Source organism: Janthinobacterium sp. GL_088 (genome assembly GCF_057837845.1).
The window spans coordinates 2,727,310-2,743,655 of sequence record NZ_CM174453.1; the positions used below are offsets into that span (position 1 = coordinate 2,727,310).

The window sequence follows — 16,346 nt, forward strand, 5'->3', positions numbered from 1 at the left end:
CACGCCCGGCAGGCGTGCGCGTGTGCAGCGGGAGGCTGCTGTTACCAGGGCAGGGCGGGATAGGCCAGCTTGCCCGTCGCGTGTTCCTTCGGCCAGACGATCACCACTTTCTTGTCCTGGTGCTGGGCCATGCGGTGCACGAAATTCTGGTTGTCGCCGTTGGCAGCAAACTGCACCCGGCCGATCAGGGTTTCGCGGTCCGTCTTGCGCATTTCCTCGGCCACGCCGCCTTTCTTGATGGTGCCCTTGTCGGCCGCGCGCGCGATGGCTTCGAACAGCAGCATCGACTGCACATAGCCGAACTGGCCCAGGTAGTCCGGCTCCTTCTTGTACAGCTGCTTGTAGGCGTCGCTGAAGGCCTTGCCGTCGGCTGTCTTGAATTCCGTGGGGAAGGGCAGCAGGGCCGTGCCGAATACGTTCGGCATCAGGTCGGGGAAGTCGGCCGCCATTTTCGGCGTTGCCAGCGACCACACGCCCACCATGGCCTTGATCTTCGGCTTCAGGACGCGGGCGGCGCGGATGATGCCCACGTAGTCGTTTTCGTAGCCGACCATGGCCACGACTTCCGATTTATCCTGCAGCTTGATCTTGTTGATGATGGGCTTGAAGTCCGTGATCGCCGGGTCGAACGAGTGCGTCGTCACTTTCACGCCCTTGGCCGCCAGGGCCTTTTCCACATCCTTGGCCAGGCCCGTGGTGGCGTCCTTGGTCGAATACACGATGGAGACGGATTTCGCGCCCACGTCCTGCAGCAATCCCAGCATGGCTTTTTCGTAGCCGGCCGTGTTATTGATGCGGAAAAAATTCTTGCGCCCGCTGGCCACCAGGCTGTCGTCCACGCCGCCCGAAGTGATATAGACGAGGCCCAGTTTGTTCGCCGTGTCCGAGGCGGGCGAGATATTGTTCGAACCATAGCCGCCCGTGATGGCCACCACGCCCTGGCTGGCCAGCTTTTCCACGGCGGCGATGGCCTTGGCGGGCGCCGATTCGTCGTCGACGGTGATGATCTTGATGGTGTGCTTGCCGTTGGTCTTGTTGAAGACTTCGGCCGCGACCATGATCCCCTCCTGCATGCCGGCGCCGACCCGCGCCAGGTTGCCCGTCAGCGGGATTTCTGCGCCGACCAGGAATTCGTCGGCGCTGGCCTGCGTCATCCAGGCGCTGGCAACCAGCGCTGCCATGGCGATGCGTGTGTAGGTGCGTTTCATCGTGTCTCCTCCGGTGATGTGGCTTGGTTTTATTGTCGGTTCTGGTACTGCATGGTCAACTCATCGTGCATTCTGCGCCATTTGCCGCAGCTGCCCCTTTAAAATCTTGCCCGTGGCGGCGGCCGGCAGCGCTTCCATGACGATGATGGCGGACGGGCATTTGTATGGCGACAGGGTCTGCGCCAGCCAGGCCTGCAATTGTGCCACGCTGGCGGGCTGGCGCGGGTCCAGTTCCACATAGGCGATGACGTCCTCGTTGCCATCGGCCGTGGTGCGTCCCACCACGGCCGACTGCACCACGGACGGGTGGGCGTTCAGGGCCGTTTCCACTTCCAGCGGATACACATTGAAGCCGGAGCGGATGATCAATTCCTTGGTGCGGCCGACGATGAAGAGGGCGCCGTCCGGGTCCTGGCGCGCCATGTCGCCCGTATTGAGCCAGCCGCCGTCGCGCATGGTGGCCGCCGTCATGGCCGGTTCGCGGTAATAGCCAGCCATGATGTTCGGCCCGCGTATCCACAATTCGCCCGGCTCGCCCGGCGCCACGTCAAGGCCGTCGACGCTCACCACGCGCACTTCCACGCCCGGTATCGGCATGCCGACGGAATCGTCGCGGCGCGGCGTTTCCAGGCGCGTCTGGCTGATGGTGGGTGCGCTTTCCGTCATGCCGTAGCCATTGTGCAGCGCGGTGCCCAGCAGCTTTTCCACCTCGTGCTTGAGCGACGGCGCCAGCGGCGAGCCGCCCGCATACGCAAAGCGCAGCCGCGTCGGCAGCGGGGTATCGGCGCCGCCCAGGGTTTGCAGCAGCTTGGCGTACATGGCCGGCACGCCCTGCACGATGGTCAAGCCGTCATCCTTCAAGGCCGAGAGCAAGCCATCGACGGAAAAGCGCGGCACCAGGTACAGGGCGGCGCCCGCATACAGGGTGCCCAGCGCCACCGAGGCCAGGCCGTACACGTGCGAAATCGGCAGCACGCCGTAGGCGCGGTCGGTGCGCGTCAGGCCGCGCAAGGTGCTGGAGACAGCGGCAATGAACAGCAGGTTGCGGTGCGTGAGCATCACGCCTTTGGACTGCCCCGTGGTGCCCGTCGTGTAGATCAGCGCGGCCACCTGTTCGTTGCCGGGCACGCAGGCTTCCGGAATGGACGCTTCGTTCAACTCTCCCGCCAGCAGCTCGCCCATGCCATCGACGGTGACAGGGCTGGCGCCGCGCCGCGCCGCGTGCGCGGCCGCTTCCGGCGAGGCGCCGGCCAGGAACAGCACGCGCCGCGCGGAACTGTGCGTGGCGATGGTGTCGATCTCGCGCGCTGACAGCCGCGCATTGACGTTGACGATCCACGCGTCGATGCTGGCGGCAGCAAAAATCAGCGCCACCTGCAGCGCGCCATTTTCGCCCACCACCATCAGACGGTCGCCTGCGCGCACGTCCAGCTGGCGCAGCAGCTGCGCTGCACTTTCCACGCCATGCTGCAGCTGCGCGTAGGTCCAGCTGCAGCCACCTTCATGCAGCGCCGGCGCGTCCGGCGCACGCGCGGCCCAGTAGGCGGGAATGGCCGACAGGCGCGCCGGCAAGCCGGCCAGCAGGGAAGGGATGTCCATCGCGGCCTCCTTCACTTTTGCGCTGCCTTGATCATGTTGCGGGCGATGACGATCTGCTGGATCTGCGTCGTGCCTTCATAGATGCGGAACAGGCGCACGTCGCGGTAGAAGCGTTCGGCCGCGTATTCGCTGATGTAGCCGGCGCCGCCGTGGATCTGCACGGAGCGGTCAGCGACCCTGCCGCACATTTCGGAGGCGAACAGCTTGCAGCACGACGCTTCCGTCGAAATGTCTTCCTTGTTGTCGCGCCGGCGCGCCGCGTCGAGCACCATGCTGCGCGCCGCGTAGATTTCCGCCTTGCTGTCGGCCAGCATGGCCTGGATCAGCTGGAATTCCGCGATGGGCTGGCCGAACTGCTGGCGCTCCATGGCGTAGGCCAGCGCGTCGGCCAGCATGCGTTCGGCCGCGCCCACGCAGACGGCGGCGATGTGCAGCCGGCCCTTGTCGAGCACCTTCATGGCCGTCTTGAAACCCACGCCTTCCTTGCCGCCGATGATGTTCGCGGCCGGCACGCGGCAATTCTCGAAGATGACGTCGCAGGTATGCGCGCCTTGCTGGCCCATCTTCTTGTCGATTTTTCCCAGCGAGAGGCCCGGCGTATCCTTTTCCACGATGAAGGCGGAAATGGCCGAGGCGCCGCGCTTGACGGGGTCCGTGCGGGCCATGACGGTAAAAATGCTCGCTTCGGGTGCGTTGGTGATATAGCGCTTGCTGCCGTTGAGAATATAAAAGTCGCCGTCGCGCACGGCCGTCGTGCGCAGCGAGGCCGCATCGGATCCTGACCCCGCTTCCGTCAGCGCGAACGAGCCGATGATCTCGCCGGCAGCCAGTTTTGGCAAATAATGCAGCTTCTGCGCTTCCGTGCCATCGATCACGATGCCTTGCGAGCCGATGCCGTTGTTGGTGCCGATCAGCGAGCGGAAGGCGGGCGAGGTGCGGGCGATCTCGAACGCGACCCTGACTTCCTCTTCCATGCTCAGTTCCAGGCCGCCGTAGGCTTCCGGAATCGACAGGCCGAACAAGCCCAGTTCGCGCATCTGCGCCACGATGGCGGGCGGGATCGTATCCGTTTCGGCCACCAGCGCCTCGTTCGGCACCAGCACTTCGCGCACGAAACGGGCGATGCTGTCGAGCAGGATGTTCAGGGTTTCTTCGTCGCGTATCATCGGTTTCCTCGGCGCTTTGATTTGAGCTATCGTTGAGAAAGGGCGCGCAGTCTAACCGCGGCCCAGGTTTTTTTCCACTGTCTTGACGAGGGTGACCAGGCGCGGCCCCAGGTCGGACTCGAGTTTTTCGCGCGACAGCAAAAAGGCGGGGCCGCCGCAATTGAAAGCCATCACCTGTTCGCCATCCGCGCCCAGCATGGGTACGCCCACGGCATGCACGTCGTTCTGCCACTCGCCGGCCGAGATGCAAAAGCCCCGGTCCTGGTAATCCTTGAAGCCTTGTTCGATGCCGGCCTTGATGCGCGGCCAGCGCTCGGTCTCGTGGACGCGCGCATGGTCCATCAGGTAGTCGCGTTCGGCCTGCGGCAGGATGCACAGCAGGGCCTTGCCCATGGCCGTCGTCATCAGGGGAATGCGCGAGCCGACGTCAAGGCGCAGGGTGACGTTGGCGCTGCTGCGGCACGTCTCCACGTACACCATGCTGAGGCGGTCGCGCGTGCCCAGCGAGACGGAGGCTTGCGCATGTTCGGCCAGTTCTTCCATCAGGGGGCGCGCCATCTTGCGCACATCGAGGTTCGACAGCATGCGGTAACCGAGCGCCAGCACGCCGGCGCCCAGCTGGTACTTGCCCAGACTGTCCGAGTAATTCAGGTAGCCGAGTTTGGTGAGGGTGTAGGTGAGGCGTGAAATCGTCGGTTTCGGGATGCCCGTGCGCTTGGCCATGTCCGCGTTCGACAGATAGACTTCGCCGGGACGGAAGCAACGCAGCACTTCCAGCCCGCGCGCCAGCGCGTTGACGAACTGGCGGTCCTTGCCCTCCTCGTCATCGCTGAAGACGATGAGTTCCGGATCTGCTGCGGCTTGAATATTTGTCATATTGGCATTCATTTTCAGGCTCCCTGGAAATCAGTTTGCCTAGCCAAATGGGACGTGTCAATCGTTTTGTGAAACATTCGTTCGCACAGCGAAATGGTGCGGTGCAGGAGAAATGTTGCGAAAATTGACCTGCGCAAGCGTTTCGGCGCTTGTCGCTTGAGCATCGTTATATACGTCTGTATATTGCGCTGTTGGATGAAGGCCGCCGCATGCGTGGCTGCTTTTTTTGTACTTTTTTGTATATCGCTATATAGGAAGATATACAACGATAATGGAAAGATATAGACGATGTTGAAACAGGTAATGGCAGGCGCCGTGATGCTGGCGCTGGTCCAGCAGGCCGCTGGCAAGGAAGACGCGGATGCGGCGGCGCCGTTCGTGCTGGGCACGGTGACGGTGGTCGGCCAGCGCGAGCAGGCAGGCCAGATGGAACAGCAGGTGGGCGCGCAAGTGAGTCGCGCCGAGATGCGCCGCTTTAACCGCGACAATGTGGGCGATGCCTTGAATCTGCTGTCGGGCGTGTCGCTGTCGACCAATTCGCGCAACGAAAAAACCGTCGCCGTCCGCGGCTTCGATGCGCGCCAGGTGCCCCTGTACATCGACGGCATTCCCGTCTACGTGCCGTATGACGGCTATGTCGATTTCAACCGCTTCACGACTGGCGACCTGGCCGCCATCCAGGTAGCGAAAGGCTACAGTTCCGTGGCCTACGGCGCCAATACCCTGGGCGGCGCCATCAACCTGGTGTCGCGCAAACCGACGGCGTTGATGGAAGGTGATGCGTCAGTGGGATTCGGTTCGGGCAGCGAGCGCCAGGTGTCGGCCAACGTGGGCACGAACCAGGGCTTGTGGTATCTGCAGGCGGGCGTGTCGTACATCGACAGCGACGGCTTTCCCCTGTCGTCCGATTTCCGCCCGACGGCCACGGAAGATGGTGGCACGCGCAACAACGCGTATCGCAAGGACCATAAACTGTCGTTCAAGGTCGGCTACACGCCCGATGGCGCGCATGCGGGCGACGAATACGCGCTCAGCTACTACAAGCAGCATGGCGAAAAAGGCCAGCCGCCATCGACGAATCCCGTCGGCACGCGCTACTGGCAATGGCCGTACTGGAACAAGGAAAGCGTGTATTTCGTCTCGCAGACGCGCCTGGGCGACGCCGAGCGCCTGAAACTGCGCCTGTACCACGACAGCTACGACAATGAAATCACGTCTTATACGAACGGCAGCTACACGACCCTGAAAACCAGCGGTCAGGGCAGCGTCAGCGGCGGGCGCAGCATCTATAACGACCGCACGAATGGCGGCGCGGTGGAACTCGAATCGTTCCGCCTGGCCGCGCACAGCCTGCGTTTTGTGGCCAGCTACAAGGCCGACGAACACCAGGAGCTCGACGCCAAGGGCGTGCGCACCACCTGGTACAAGGATGCCCTGTGGACCCTGGGCGCGGAAGACAGCATCGCCCTCAATGCGGCGACGGAACTGTCGCTGGGCGTGTCGCGCAATGCACTGCGCCCGGACACCGTCTACAGCGCCGGCAATGCGTATACCTTGCCAGAGAATCAATCTGCCACCGACCTGCAGGCGGGCGTGTTCCACAAGACCGGTCTTGAATCGCGCGTGTACGCCACGGTGGCGCGCAAGTCGCGCCTGCCGACCCTGAAGGACCGTTATTCGCAGCGCCTGGGCACGTACATCGAAAATCCGGCCCTGCGCGCGGAACAGGCGATGAACTATGAGCTGGGGTATCAAGGAAACGTGCAGGGCGCCAATCTGGAGGCGGCGCTGTTCTACAGCGACGTGAAGGACAAGATCCAGAGCGTGGCGAATGTCGTGGGCGTGCGCGCGCAGATGCGCAACGCGGGCAGGGCGCATATCAGCGGCGTGGAACTGGGCTTGCGCGGGAGCGCCGGCGCCTGGCTGGACTGGGGTGGCAACTACACCTACACGGACATGAAGAACGTCAGCGACCGCGCCATGCGCCTGACGGATGTGCCGCGCCACAAGCTGACGGCGCATGCCGTGCTGCACGCGGCGCGCCAGGTCGACGTGGTGGCCATTGCGGAATCGAATAGCGGGCGCTGGGTCTCGAACACCCTGGAACTCGGTGGTTTTGCGACGCTGAACCTGAAGGCCGTGTACCGTCCCTTGCCAGCCTTGACCCTGGAAGCGGGTGTGGCAAATATGGGCGACCGCAATTACGCGCTGGCTGACGGTTTCCCCAGCGCGGGCCGTACCTGGCTGGCTAATGCACAGTATCAGTTCTGATTTTTTGATTGTTCCATGAAAGGACACAGCATGTTGAAGACAATACTGACAGGCCTCGTTTCGGCCTCACTGCTGGCAATGGCGCCCGCGAGGGCCGACCCGGCGCCGGCGCGCGACAACATGAGCCACGCGCTGACTGTCACGGGCATGGTGGAAACGCCCTTGACCCTGAAGGTGGCCGACCTGCGCCAGCTGCCGCCGGCCAACGGCGGGGAAATCGCCGTCACGCGCCATAACGGCGACAAGGCCGAGACCATGACCAGTTACAAGGGCGTGCGCCTGCGTGACATCCTCGACAAGGCGGTGCTCGACGCGCCCGGCCACAACGACGTCAAGAAGCTTGCCATCATCGCCACCGCCACCGATGGCTACGCGGTGGTGTTTTCCTGGGGCGAGCTGTATAACGCGCCAGCCGGCGAGGGCGTGGTCGTCTACTACGAAAAAAATGGCAAGGCGCTCGACGACAACGATGGCGAAATCGCGCTGATCTCGGCCAAGGATATTCGCACGGGGCCGCGCCACGTGAAGTGGCTCAATGCCATCGAGGTGCGCAAACTGGTGGAGTAACGTAACGAAGTGACAAAATCGGCCGCCGTGGAGCCATCCCCGGCGGCCGATTTTCTTACATTGCCAGTGCTTTTTTCATCGCCTGGCCCGCCACGTCGAACAATCCCCGCGCCGCTGGCGCCAGGCCCAGCATGTGCATAGCCGCGTGGATCATGCCGTCAAGCTGCACGCACTCGGCCGCCACGCCATCGTCGCGCAGCCGCTGTGCATACGTAATCCCCTCGTCGTGCAGCGGGTCATATTCGCATACCAGCACGGTCGCCGGCGGGAGGTCCTTGAGCGAAGTTGCCCGCAGGGGCGCCGCGTAAGGCTGCATGCCGTCGGCCGGTTCATTCAGATACGCCGACCAGCAAAAACGCATGGCCTCGCGGGTCAGCGAATGGCCCTCCGCATAGCGCTGGTAGGACGGCGTATCGAAGGCAAAATCAAGCGCCGGGTACAGCAGCAACTGGTGCGCCAGCGCGGGACCGGCCTGGTCGCGTGCCATCAGGGCCGCTGCCGCCGCCAGGTTGCCGCCCGCGCTGTCGCCGCCCACGGCGAGTCGCTTCGCATCGATGCCCAGCGCCTCGGCATGGTCCGCCACCCAGCAGACTGCCCGGTAAAAGTCGTCCAGCGGCACGGGGAACTTGTGCTCGGGTGCCAGCCGGTAGTCGACGGAAAAGATCACGCAGCCGGTGGCGTTGGCCAGTGCGCGGCACGGGTTGTCGTACAGGTCCAGCGAGCACAGACACCATCCGCCCCCATGCGCAAAGACGATGGCGGGCAAGCGCTGGCCCGTCTGCGCGCCGGCCGGCACGTAGGCGCGCACGGCCAGCGCATGCTCGCCGGGCAGCACGTAATCCTTGATGGCCCCGACGTCTTCCAGTGGCCCGTGCAGCTGGCGCAAGCCCGTTTCCGTGGCTGCGCGCAAGTGTGCCAGCGAGGCGGGCGGCGGTGCATCTTTTGTCTGTTCCAGCCAGGCGGCGATCAGCGGATCGAGACTCACACTGGTTCTCCGGCCAGGAACGGCAGCAGATGGGCGATGAACGCCTCCGGCTGTTCTTCCATGATGAAGTGGCCGCATTCAGCGACGATGGCGCCTTTCAAATTGTCCGCCTTGCCCTGCATGGTCAGCAGGGGCGCGTCATTCGTCGCGTGGTCGGCACCGATGGCCAGCACGGGCATGGCCAGGCTCTTGTTCGCCCGCTCAAGGTTTTGCTTGATTGTCTCGGGTATGGCACGGTAGTAGGCGAAACCGGCGCGCAGGGCGCCCGGCGTGGCGTAGGCGTCCGCATACACGTCGACGGCCACCTTGTCGCGGCGGTACGACCAGCGGTCGAAGATGAAGCGGATGTACTCGCGCTCCTTGCCCGCCGTGAGCATTTCCGGCAAGTCCAGCACCTGGTTGAACATGAAGTGCCACAGGAAGATATTGTCGGACGGCGCGACAAAAATCGGCGGCGCGGGCGCCAGGCCTGGAATCACGGCTTCCGTCAGCGCCAGTTTCGTCACGGCCTGCGGGAAATCGCTGGCCAGCGCATAGCCGACCCACATGCCGATGTCGTGGCCGACCACGTCGTACTGCGCGTGCCCCAGTGCCAACATGGCACGGTGCAGGGTAGTCGCCACGGCGCCCGTGTCGTAGCCGCCGGCCGGGCGGTCCGAGTGACCGCTGCCCGGCGGGTCGATGGCGATGGCCTGGTAGCCATTCGCGGCCAGCGCCGCCATCACGTGGCGCCACGCATACCAGGTTTGCGGCCAGCCGGGGATCAGCAGCACGGGTTTGCCTTCGCCGGCGATGACGCAATGCAGGCGCTGGCCGTCGATGCGGACGTAGTCGTGAATGAAGTCGTTCATATGGTTTCCTTGATTAGTTGTGCTGGATGCCCAGCAATTGTTGGATCTGTTGCGCGCTGACGGGGGCGCCGGCGAAGTCGTCGAAGATCTTGTCCGTGACGGGAATGATGTGGGCGTTGATGAAGGCCACGCCTTCGCGCGCGCCCACTTCCTGGTCCTTCAGGCAGCACTCCCACTCCAGCGTCGCCCAGCCCGCGTAATCGTTCTGCGCCATCTTGGAAAAAATCGCCTTGAAGTCGACCTGGCCATCGCCGAGCGAGCGGAAACGCCCGGCGCGGTTTTCCCACGACTGGTAACCGCCGTAGATGCCTTGCCGCCCCGTCGGATTGAACTCCGCATCCTTCACATGGAACATGCGGATATGGTCCTTGTAGATGTCGATGAATTCCAGGTAGTTCAGCTGCTGCAGCACGAAGTGGCTGGGGTCGAACAGCATCTTGCAGCGCGGGTGGCGTCCCACGCGCTCGTAAAACATTTCGAAGCTGATGCCGTCATGCAGGTCTTCGCTCGGGTGGATTTCGTAGCACAGGTTGATGCCCTGTTCCTCGCACACGTCGAGAATGGGCAGCCAGCGGCGCGCCAGTTCGTCAAAGGCCGTCTCGATCAGGCCGGGCGGGCGCTGCGGGAACGGGAACAGGTAGGGCCAGGCGAACGAGCCGGAAAACGTGCCCATGTCGGTCAGGCCCAGGCGCTTCGAGGCCATGGCCGCCAGTTTTACCTGCTCGATGGCCCACGCCGTGCGGGCTTCGGGCTGGCCGTGCAGGTGTTCGGGCGCGAAGCTGTCGCACAGCGCGTCGTAGGCAGGGTGCACGGCGACCAGCTGGCCGAGGATGTGCGTCGTCAGTTCGCTGATGACGAGACCATGGCCGGCCAGCATGGCGACCAGTTCGTCGCAATATGCCTGGCTGTGCGCGGCCTGCGCCACGTCGAACAGGCGTGCATCCCAAGCGGGAATCTGCAGGGCCTTGAAGCCCATGCCGGCCGCCCACTCGGCGATGGCAGGCAGGGTGTTGAAGGGCGCCGTGTCGGCGGCGAATTGTGCCAGGTGCAGGCTCGGTCCTTGGATGGTTTTCATATCGGCTCCTATTGTTTGTCGATCGACAAAGAATAGGCGAAATTGTTGGCGCGGTCAAGACACCGATGCAAAATAAAGTGCGAACGTGCCGTGGGCGCCAGGCGTTATACTGGCCGCCAGTTCGCAAGCAGAGGATCAAAATGGCAGGAAGACCGAGGGAATTTGACCGCGCGCTGGCGTTGGCAAAGGCGCGCGACGCATTCTGGACGCGCGGCTACGAGGGTGTATCGATGGCCGACCTGGTGGCGGCGCTGGGCATCGCCTCGGCGCGCATCTATGCGGCGTTCGGCTCGAAGGAGCAGTTGTTCCGCGAAGCCGTGGAGCTGTATGAAACGGGCGAGGGGGCGTTTGCCGTGCACGCGCTGGCGGCCAGCCTGAATGTGCGCGACGCGGTGGCGCGTATGCTGGAAGAGGCCGTGCTGCTGTATACGCGCAGCGGCCAGCCGCAAGGCTGCATGGTGGTTACTGCGGCCACGAACACGAGCGCTGAAAACGCGGGCATCGCCGACTGGCTGGCGCAGCACCGCCGCGCACGCACGCAAGCCGTCATCGAGCGCCTGCGCGCGGCGCAGCTGGCAGGGGAATTGAAAGAGGAGGCGGACGTGCAGGCGTTGGGCGACTATTATGCGGCCTTGCTGCACGGTCTGTCGGTGCAGGCGCGCGACGGCATTCCGGCCGAACGGCTGCTGGCGCTGATTCAACCGGCGCTGGCGCCGTTGGCGCTGGAAATGAAAAATTAAACTATCTTGTCGATAGTCGCTGTGCTTAAGTCTTGACGTCGATCAGGCTGCCCAGGGCCTGGTCGGCCGCCTTGACAACATTCGCCGACAGGTTGAAACCGGCCTTGTAGACGAGATTATCCGTCAGCTCGGACGCGAGGCCCACGCCGTTCGGCCGGCTTTCGGCCGCCTTGGCCGCATTCGCATTGGCGCCGCTGACGCTTTCGCTGGCGGCCAGCTTGCGCCCTTCGACGGAGAGGGTCACGCCCGTGCCGGCCGGGCTGGCTTCCTGGAACTGGGCTTGCTGCGGCTGGAAGCCCGGTGTATTCGCATTGGCGATATTGTTGGCGGCCACATCCAGCGCGCGCTGGTTGGCGGTCAGCCCCGAGGTGCCGGTGGTGAGGGCGGATATGGACATGGCAACTCCTTCAGTAGGCTTCCAGTTTACTCCCGCCATTGGAAAAAGTGGTTGGTGCAAGGCAACAATTTTTCCCACAGGTGGTTGCCGCAAAAAATATATACATCACGTAATTTTTTTATATTGTTCTGTGGTATTTCACTGTCTAGACTGGCAGGGAAGTCATCCACGGAGTCTGCCATTTCCCGCATTGCCCGCCTTTTTTTGCCGAGTTTGCTGCTGGGCTCGCTCTGCCTTTCTTCGCAAGCCCAGCGTGTGCCATTGCCGCTCGATGCGCGCCTGAACGAGCAGGTCATCATGGTGCCGGCAGGCGACGGCTTGCGCGAGGTGCTGGAAACGACGGTATTCCGTCCCGCCGGCCCCGGTCCGTTTCCCTTGCTGTTGATGAATCACGGCAAGCAAGCCGGCCCTGCGCGGCTGCAGCAGCGCGAGCGTTTTATCTACATGGCCACGGAATTCGTGCGCCGCGGCTATGCCGTGATGCTGCCCATGCGCGCCGGCTTTGCGCGCTCCACGGGCGCCTACCGCGATGTCGGCTGCGACATGCTGGGCAACGCCCAGGGCCAGGCGCGTGACCTGCTGGCCGCGCTGGCGTATGCGCGCCGCCAGAGCTGGGTCGACCCGCAGCGCATGGTCGTCGCGGGGCAGTCGTACGGCGGCATGGCGGCGCTGGCGCTCGCCACCCGGATGGTGCCCGGCGTACGGGGCGTGCTCAATTTTTCCGGCGGCTTGCGCGTCGACATGCCCGGCTGCGACTGGCAAGGGGCGCTGACCAAGTCCTTCGCCACCCTGGGCGCCTACAACCACATCCCCAGCCTGTGGCTGTATGGCGCCAACGACTCGTATTTCGGGCCGGCCCTGGCGCAGCGCCTGTTCCGCTCGTTCACGGGGTCTGGCGGGCAGGCGCAACTGGTCGCCTATGGCCCGTTCAAGCGCGACGCGCACCTGACCCTGGGCAGCCGCGATGGGGTGGCCGTGTGGCTGCCTGCCACCGAGCGCTTCCTGCGACAGATCGGCATGCCGGTGCGCCAGGTCTACCGCGTGGCCGATGCGCCGTCGCCGCCCGCCACGCATTTCGCGCCGCAGGACGACATCGCCGCGGTGCCCTACCTGGAAGAGCAGGGGCGCGCCGCCTACCGGGACTTCCTGGAGAAAACCGCGCCGCGCGCCTTTGCCCTGTCGGCCAGCGGCGCCTGGGGCTGGGCCGAGGAGGGCGAAAGTCCCGATGTCCGCGCACTGGCCTCGTGCCAGCGGCGCAGCAGCCTGCCGTGCCAGCTGTATTCGGTCGATGAAAGCGTCGTTTGGCCCGTTGCCGGCGCCAGCGCGAGCGCCGCCGGCGGTGCGCAATAGGCTGCCGCGCACGATAGTTGTCGCCGAAACGGGGGATGGGCGAATATACTAGGCGAAAAGGGAGGCGTTGCGCTTCCCGTCCGCCCTTATCATCAGCGAGAATTCACCCTTATGGCGTCATCCCCAGAAAACCTCAGCATGGCCGTGTTTTGCGACTTCGAGAACGTCGCGCTCGGCGTGCGAGATGCAAATTACGAAAAATTCGATATCAAGCCCATCCTCGAACGCTTGTTGCTCAAGGGCAGCATCGTTGTCAAGAAGGCATATTGCGACTGGGACCGTTATAAAAGTTTCAAGGGCACCATGCATGAGGCGAACTTCGAACTGATCGAAATTCCCCACGTGCGCCAGTCCGGCAAGAATTCGGCCGACATCCGCCTGGTGGTCGATGCGCTGGACCTGTGCTACACCAAGGCCCACGTCAACACCTTCGTCATCATCAGCGGCGATTCCGATTTTTCGCCGCTCGTGTCGAAACTGCGCGAAAACGCCAAGCAGGTGATCGGCGTGGGCGTCAAGCAGTCGACTTCCGACCTGCTGGTGGCGAACTGCGACGAATTCATTTTCTACGATGACCTGGTGCGCGAAAGCCGCCGTACGGCCGCCAAGCGCGATGCGCGCGAAACCCCGGCCGCCAAGCGTTCGCCGGACGAAGAAGTGCGCCGCAAGGAAAAATACGAGTCGCGCAAGACGGAAGCGATCGAGATGGCCGTCGAAACGTTCGACGCGCTGGTCTCGGAGCGCGGCGACAGCGGCAAGATCTGGGCTTCGATGCTGAAGGAAGCGATCAAGCGCCGCAAGCCCGATTTCAGCGAGTCCTATTACGGTTTCCGCACCTTCGGCAACCTGCTGGAAGAAGCGCAGACGCGCGGCTTGCTGGAATTTGGCCGCGATGAAAAATCGGGCGCCTATGTCTACCGCAGCAGCGGCCTGGTGGCCGTGCCGGCCGCCGTGAACGGCGAAGTGGCCAGCGAGGCAAGCGCCAGCGGCGAGACCGGCGTGACGGTGGAAGAGGGCAATCATCGCGAAGGCGGCAGCCGCCGCGATTCACGCCGCAATGGCCGTGGCGGCCGCAAGCAGAATGAGCCACGCCGCGGTGAGTCCGCGCCACAGGCCTTCGTGCCGGTGGCCGACGTGGAAACAGTCGTCGTCGAGCAGTATGCCCCGGCGCCGCAGCCGGAAGCGCAGCACGAGGTAGCCGAAGCCGTCGCCGAGGTGGTGGCAGAAGAAGGCAACGCCAAGCGCGGTTCGCGCCGCAATGGCCGCGGTGGCCGCAAGAATGGCGATGGCGCCCGTGAAGCGCGCGCCGAAGTTGTCGACGTCGAGGTGGTGCCGGTGGTGGAAGCCATGCCTGAGCCGGTAGCCGAAGCGATCGTGGAAGCCGTCGCCGAAGCGAAGCCGAAGGCCAAGCCACGTACGCCGGCCCGCAAGGCGGCAGCGGCGAAGAAGCCTGCAAAGAAGGCGGTCGATGTTGTGGAATCAGCTCCTGTCGTCGAAGCGGCACCGGTGGAAATCGCGCCTGTAGCGGAAGACAAGCCAGCCAAGGCGCCGCGCAAGACGCCAGCGCGCCGTCCGGCACGCAAGAAGGCGGAAGTTGCTTGATTAAAACCCGCAGCGTAGGGCCGGGGTCAGACCCGGCGGGTCTGACCCCGGATGTCTGCTGTGTCTTGGCAAAGCGGTATTAAGCCATGTACCACGGTGAACGCTTCAACAGCATTTCCCATACGGTGGGCGCCGCGCTGGCGGCCATCGGCGGCGTCATCCTGATCGTTGTCGCGGCCCGCACGGGCGACGCCTGGAAAATCGTCAGCTGCAGCGTGTATGCGGCCATGCTGCTCACGCTCTACCTCACTTCCACCCTGTACCACAGCGTGCGCGGCAAGGCCAAGGCCGTGCTGCAGCGGCTCGATCACTGCGCCATCTACCTGCTCATCGCGGGGACCTACACGCCATTCATGCTGGTGACACTGCGCGGGCCGTGGGGCTGGTCGCTGTTCGGCGTTGTCTGGGGCCTGGCGCTGCTTGGCATCGTGCAGGAATATGTGTACGCGAAAGGCGCGCGCATCCTGTCGCTGGTGATTTACGTGGCCATGGGCTGGCTGATCGTCATCGGCATCAAGCCGCTGCTGGCGGCGCTCGAGTGGAACGGCTTCCTGTGGCTGGTGGCAGGCGGCCTGTGCTACACGGGCGGCATCGCTTTCTATGCCACCGACCACAAGCTGCGTCATGGCCACGGCATCTGGCACCTGTTCGTGCTGGCCGGCAGTAGCTGCCATTTTATCGCCATTTTGTTCTACGTTGCCTGACGTTGCCTGCTGCCTTCACTGTTGCCATGATTCCATTATAATGGCGCGATATGTGAAAATTGGGCAACAATGGATATCAATTCGGACGACCTGAAAATCTTCGTCACCGTCATCGACAGCGGCACCCTGAGCGCGGCCGCCGTGCACCTGGGACAAACCACCTCGGGCGTCAGCCGCGCCCTGTCGCGCCTGGAAGACAAGCTGGCCACCTCGCTCTTGACGCGCACCACGCGTCGCATGGAGCTGACGGAAGAAGGGCAGCTATTTTTGGACAAGGCGCGCGCCATCCTCGCGTCGATGGAAGACGTGGAAGAGTCGATCCGCATCCGCCGCCAGAAGCCGGCCGGACGCCTGTCCGTCGATGCCGCCTCGCCCTTCATGCTGCATTGCGTGGTGCCCCACGTGGCGGAATTTCGCGCCATGTACCCTGACATCCGCCTGGAGTTGACCAGCAACGACCAGATCGCCGACCTGCTCGAGCACCGCACCGATATCGCCATCCGCATCGGCGCCCTGGTCGACTCGACCCTGCATGCGCGCCCCCTCAGTGCCAGTCCGCTGCACGTGCTGGCCACGCCCGCCTATCTGGCGCGCCACGGCGAACCCGCCACGCCGGAAGCGCTGTCCGGCCATGCGCTGCTGGGCTTTGCGCAATATGAACTGGGGAATAACTGGCCGCTGCGCCACGAAGCGGGCAACAGCCTGCAGATCGTGCCCGCGCTGGCCGCGTCCAGCGGCGAAACCCTGCGCCAGCTTGCCCTGCACGACCAGGGCATCGTCTGCCTGTCCGACTTCATGACGAAGGACGACATCGCGGCCGGCCGGCTGGTGCAGGTGCTGCAGCCGTTCTATACGGGCTACCGGCAGCAGATCCACGCCGTGTATTACCGCAACACGCAGCTGGCGCAGCGCATCAGCTGCTTCCTCGAATTCCTGCAACAGAAGCTGTAAGGCC

At 64.0% G+C, this 16,346-nt stretch carries 15 protein-coding genes; 7 read left to right on the forward strand and 8 right to left on the reverse strand.

Going from position 1 to position 16,346, the window contains the following annotated elements; all coding sequences use genetic code 11:
* Positions 1-41: 41 nt before the first annotated feature.
* From AC3IQ7_RS12510 to AC3IQ7_RS12525, 4 genes are read right to left on the reverse strand one after another with little or no spacing between them, the layout of a single operon-like run.
* Positions 42-1,208, reverse strand: coding sequence for an ABC transporter substrate-binding protein (locus tag AC3IQ7_RS12510; protein ID WP_099379616.1), 1,167 nt, complete (start codon positions 1,206-1,208; stop codon positions 42-44).
* Between the two features lie 60 nt (positions 1,209-1,268).
* On the reverse strand, positions 1,269-2,807 hold the full coding sequence (locus AC3IQ7_RS12515; RefSeq protein WP_489209868.1) for a class I adenylate-forming enzyme family protein: 1,539 nt from the start codon (positions 2,805-2,807) through the stop codon (positions 1,269-1,271).
* An 11-nt stretch (positions 2,808-2,818) separates the two neighbouring features.
* Entirely contained in the window at positions 2,819-3,973 is a 1,155-nt protein-coding gene (locus AC3IQ7_RS12520) for an acyl-CoA dehydrogenase family protein (protein ID WP_322428527.1), read from the reverse strand.
* A 51-nt stretch (positions 3,974-4,024) separates the two neighbouring features.
* Positions 4,025-4,849, reverse strand: coding sequence for an IclR family transcriptional regulator (locus tag AC3IQ7_RS12525; protein WP_099379613.1), 825 nt, complete (start codon positions 4,847-4,849; stop codon positions 4,025-4,027).
* A gap of 288 nt (positions 4,850-5,137) precedes the next feature.
* Between AC3IQ7_RS12525 and AC3IQ7_RS12530 the strand changes: the two genes are divergently transcribed.
* Together AC3IQ7_RS12530 and AC3IQ7_RS12535 are read left to right on the forward strand one after the other, a co-directional pair.
* Positions 5,138-7,120, forward strand: coding sequence for a TonB-dependent receptor plug domain-containing protein (locus AC3IQ7_RS12530; RefSeq protein ID WP_489209870.1), 1,983 nt, complete (start codon positions 5,138-5,140; stop codon positions 7,118-7,120).
* Between the two features lie 30 nt (positions 7,121-7,150).
* A complete protein-coding gene (locus AC3IQ7_RS12535) occupies positions 7,151-7,687 on the forward strand; it encodes a molybdopterin-dependent oxidoreductase (RefSeq protein ID WP_099379611.1) in 537 nt (178 codons plus the stop codon).
* Positions 7,688-7,742: 55 nt separating this feature from the next.
* Here the strand turns inward: AC3IQ7_RS12535 and AC3IQ7_RS12540 are convergent, their stop codons facing one another.
* The 3 genes from AC3IQ7_RS12540 to AC3IQ7_RS12550 are packed head-to-tail and all read right to left on the reverse strand — an operon-like array spanning position 7,743 to position 10,598.
* Positions 7,743-8,672, reverse strand: a complete 930-nt coding sequence (locus tag AC3IQ7_RS12540) for an alpha/beta hydrolase (RefSeq protein WP_489209872.1) — start codon at positions 8,670-8,672, stop codon at positions 7,743-7,745.
* Positions 8,669-9,523: an alpha/beta fold hydrolase gene (locus AC3IQ7_RS12545; protein ID WP_489209874.1), complete on the reverse strand. Its 855-nt coding sequence runs from the start codon at positions 9,521-9,523 to the stop codon at positions 8,669-8,671. The genes AC3IQ7_RS12540 and AC3IQ7_RS12545 overlap by 4 nt, the downstream gene beginning before the upstream one ends.
* A gap of 13 nt (positions 9,524-9,536) precedes the next feature.
* Positions 9,537-10,598, reverse strand: a complete 1,062-nt coding sequence (locus tag AC3IQ7_RS12550) for a sugar phosphate isomerase/epimerase family protein (RefSeq protein WP_099379608.1) — start codon at positions 10,596-10,598, stop codon at positions 9,537-9,539.
* A gap of 140 nt (positions 10,599-10,738) precedes the next feature.
* Here AC3IQ7_RS12550 and AC3IQ7_RS12555 point away from each other — a divergent pair, with 140 nt between their 5' ends.
* A complete protein-coding gene (locus AC3IQ7_RS12555; RefSeq protein WP_099379607.1) occupies positions 10,739-11,338 on the forward strand; it encodes a TetR/AcrR family transcriptional regulator in 600 nt (199 codons plus the stop codon).
* Positions 11,339-11,363: 25 nt separating this feature from the next.
* Here the strand turns inward: AC3IQ7_RS12555 and AC3IQ7_RS12560 are convergent, their stop codons facing one another.
* The gene (locus AC3IQ7_RS12560) at positions 11,364-11,735 is read right to left on the reverse strand and encodes a flagellar basal body protein (protein ID WP_034757354.1); all 372 of its coding nucleotides are present in this window, start codon (positions 11,733-11,735) and stop codon (positions 11,364-11,366) included.
* A 255-nt stretch (positions 11,736-11,990) separates the two neighbouring features.
* On the opposite strand from AC3IQ7_RS12560, the gene AC3IQ7_RS12565 reads away from it, so the two are divergent.
* The 4 genes from AC3IQ7_RS12565 to AC3IQ7_RS12580 all read left to right on the forward strand — a co-directional run bounded on the left by AC3IQ7_RS12565 (position 11,991) and on the right by AC3IQ7_RS12580 (position 16,342).
* Positions 11,991-13,085 carry a dienelactone hydrolase family protein gene (locus tag AC3IQ7_RS12565; RefSeq protein ID WP_489209877.1) on the forward strand — a complete coding sequence of 365 codons (1,095 nt, stop codon included), beginning with the start codon at positions 11,991-11,993 and terminating at the stop codon, positions 13,083-13,085.
* 111 nt (positions 13,086-13,196) lie between these two features.
* A complete protein-coding gene (locus AC3IQ7_RS12570) occupies positions 13,197-14,687 on the forward strand; it encodes an NYN domain-containing protein (protein WP_489209879.1) in 1,491 nt (496 codons plus the stop codon).
* Positions 14,688-14,773: 86 nt separating this feature from the next.
* Positions 14,774-15,391: a PAQR family membrane homeostasis protein TrhA gene (trhA, locus tag AC3IQ7_RS12575; RefSeq protein ID WP_099379604.1), complete on the forward strand. Its 618-nt coding sequence runs from the start codon at positions 14,774-14,776 to the stop codon at positions 15,389-15,391.
* A 69-nt stretch (positions 15,392-15,460) separates the two neighbouring features.
* Positions 15,461-16,342, forward strand: coding sequence for a LysR family transcriptional regulator (locus AC3IQ7_RS12580; protein WP_035817724.1), 882 nt, complete (start codon positions 15,461-15,463; stop codon positions 16,340-16,342).
* Positions 16,343-16,346 lie beyond the last annotated feature (4 nt).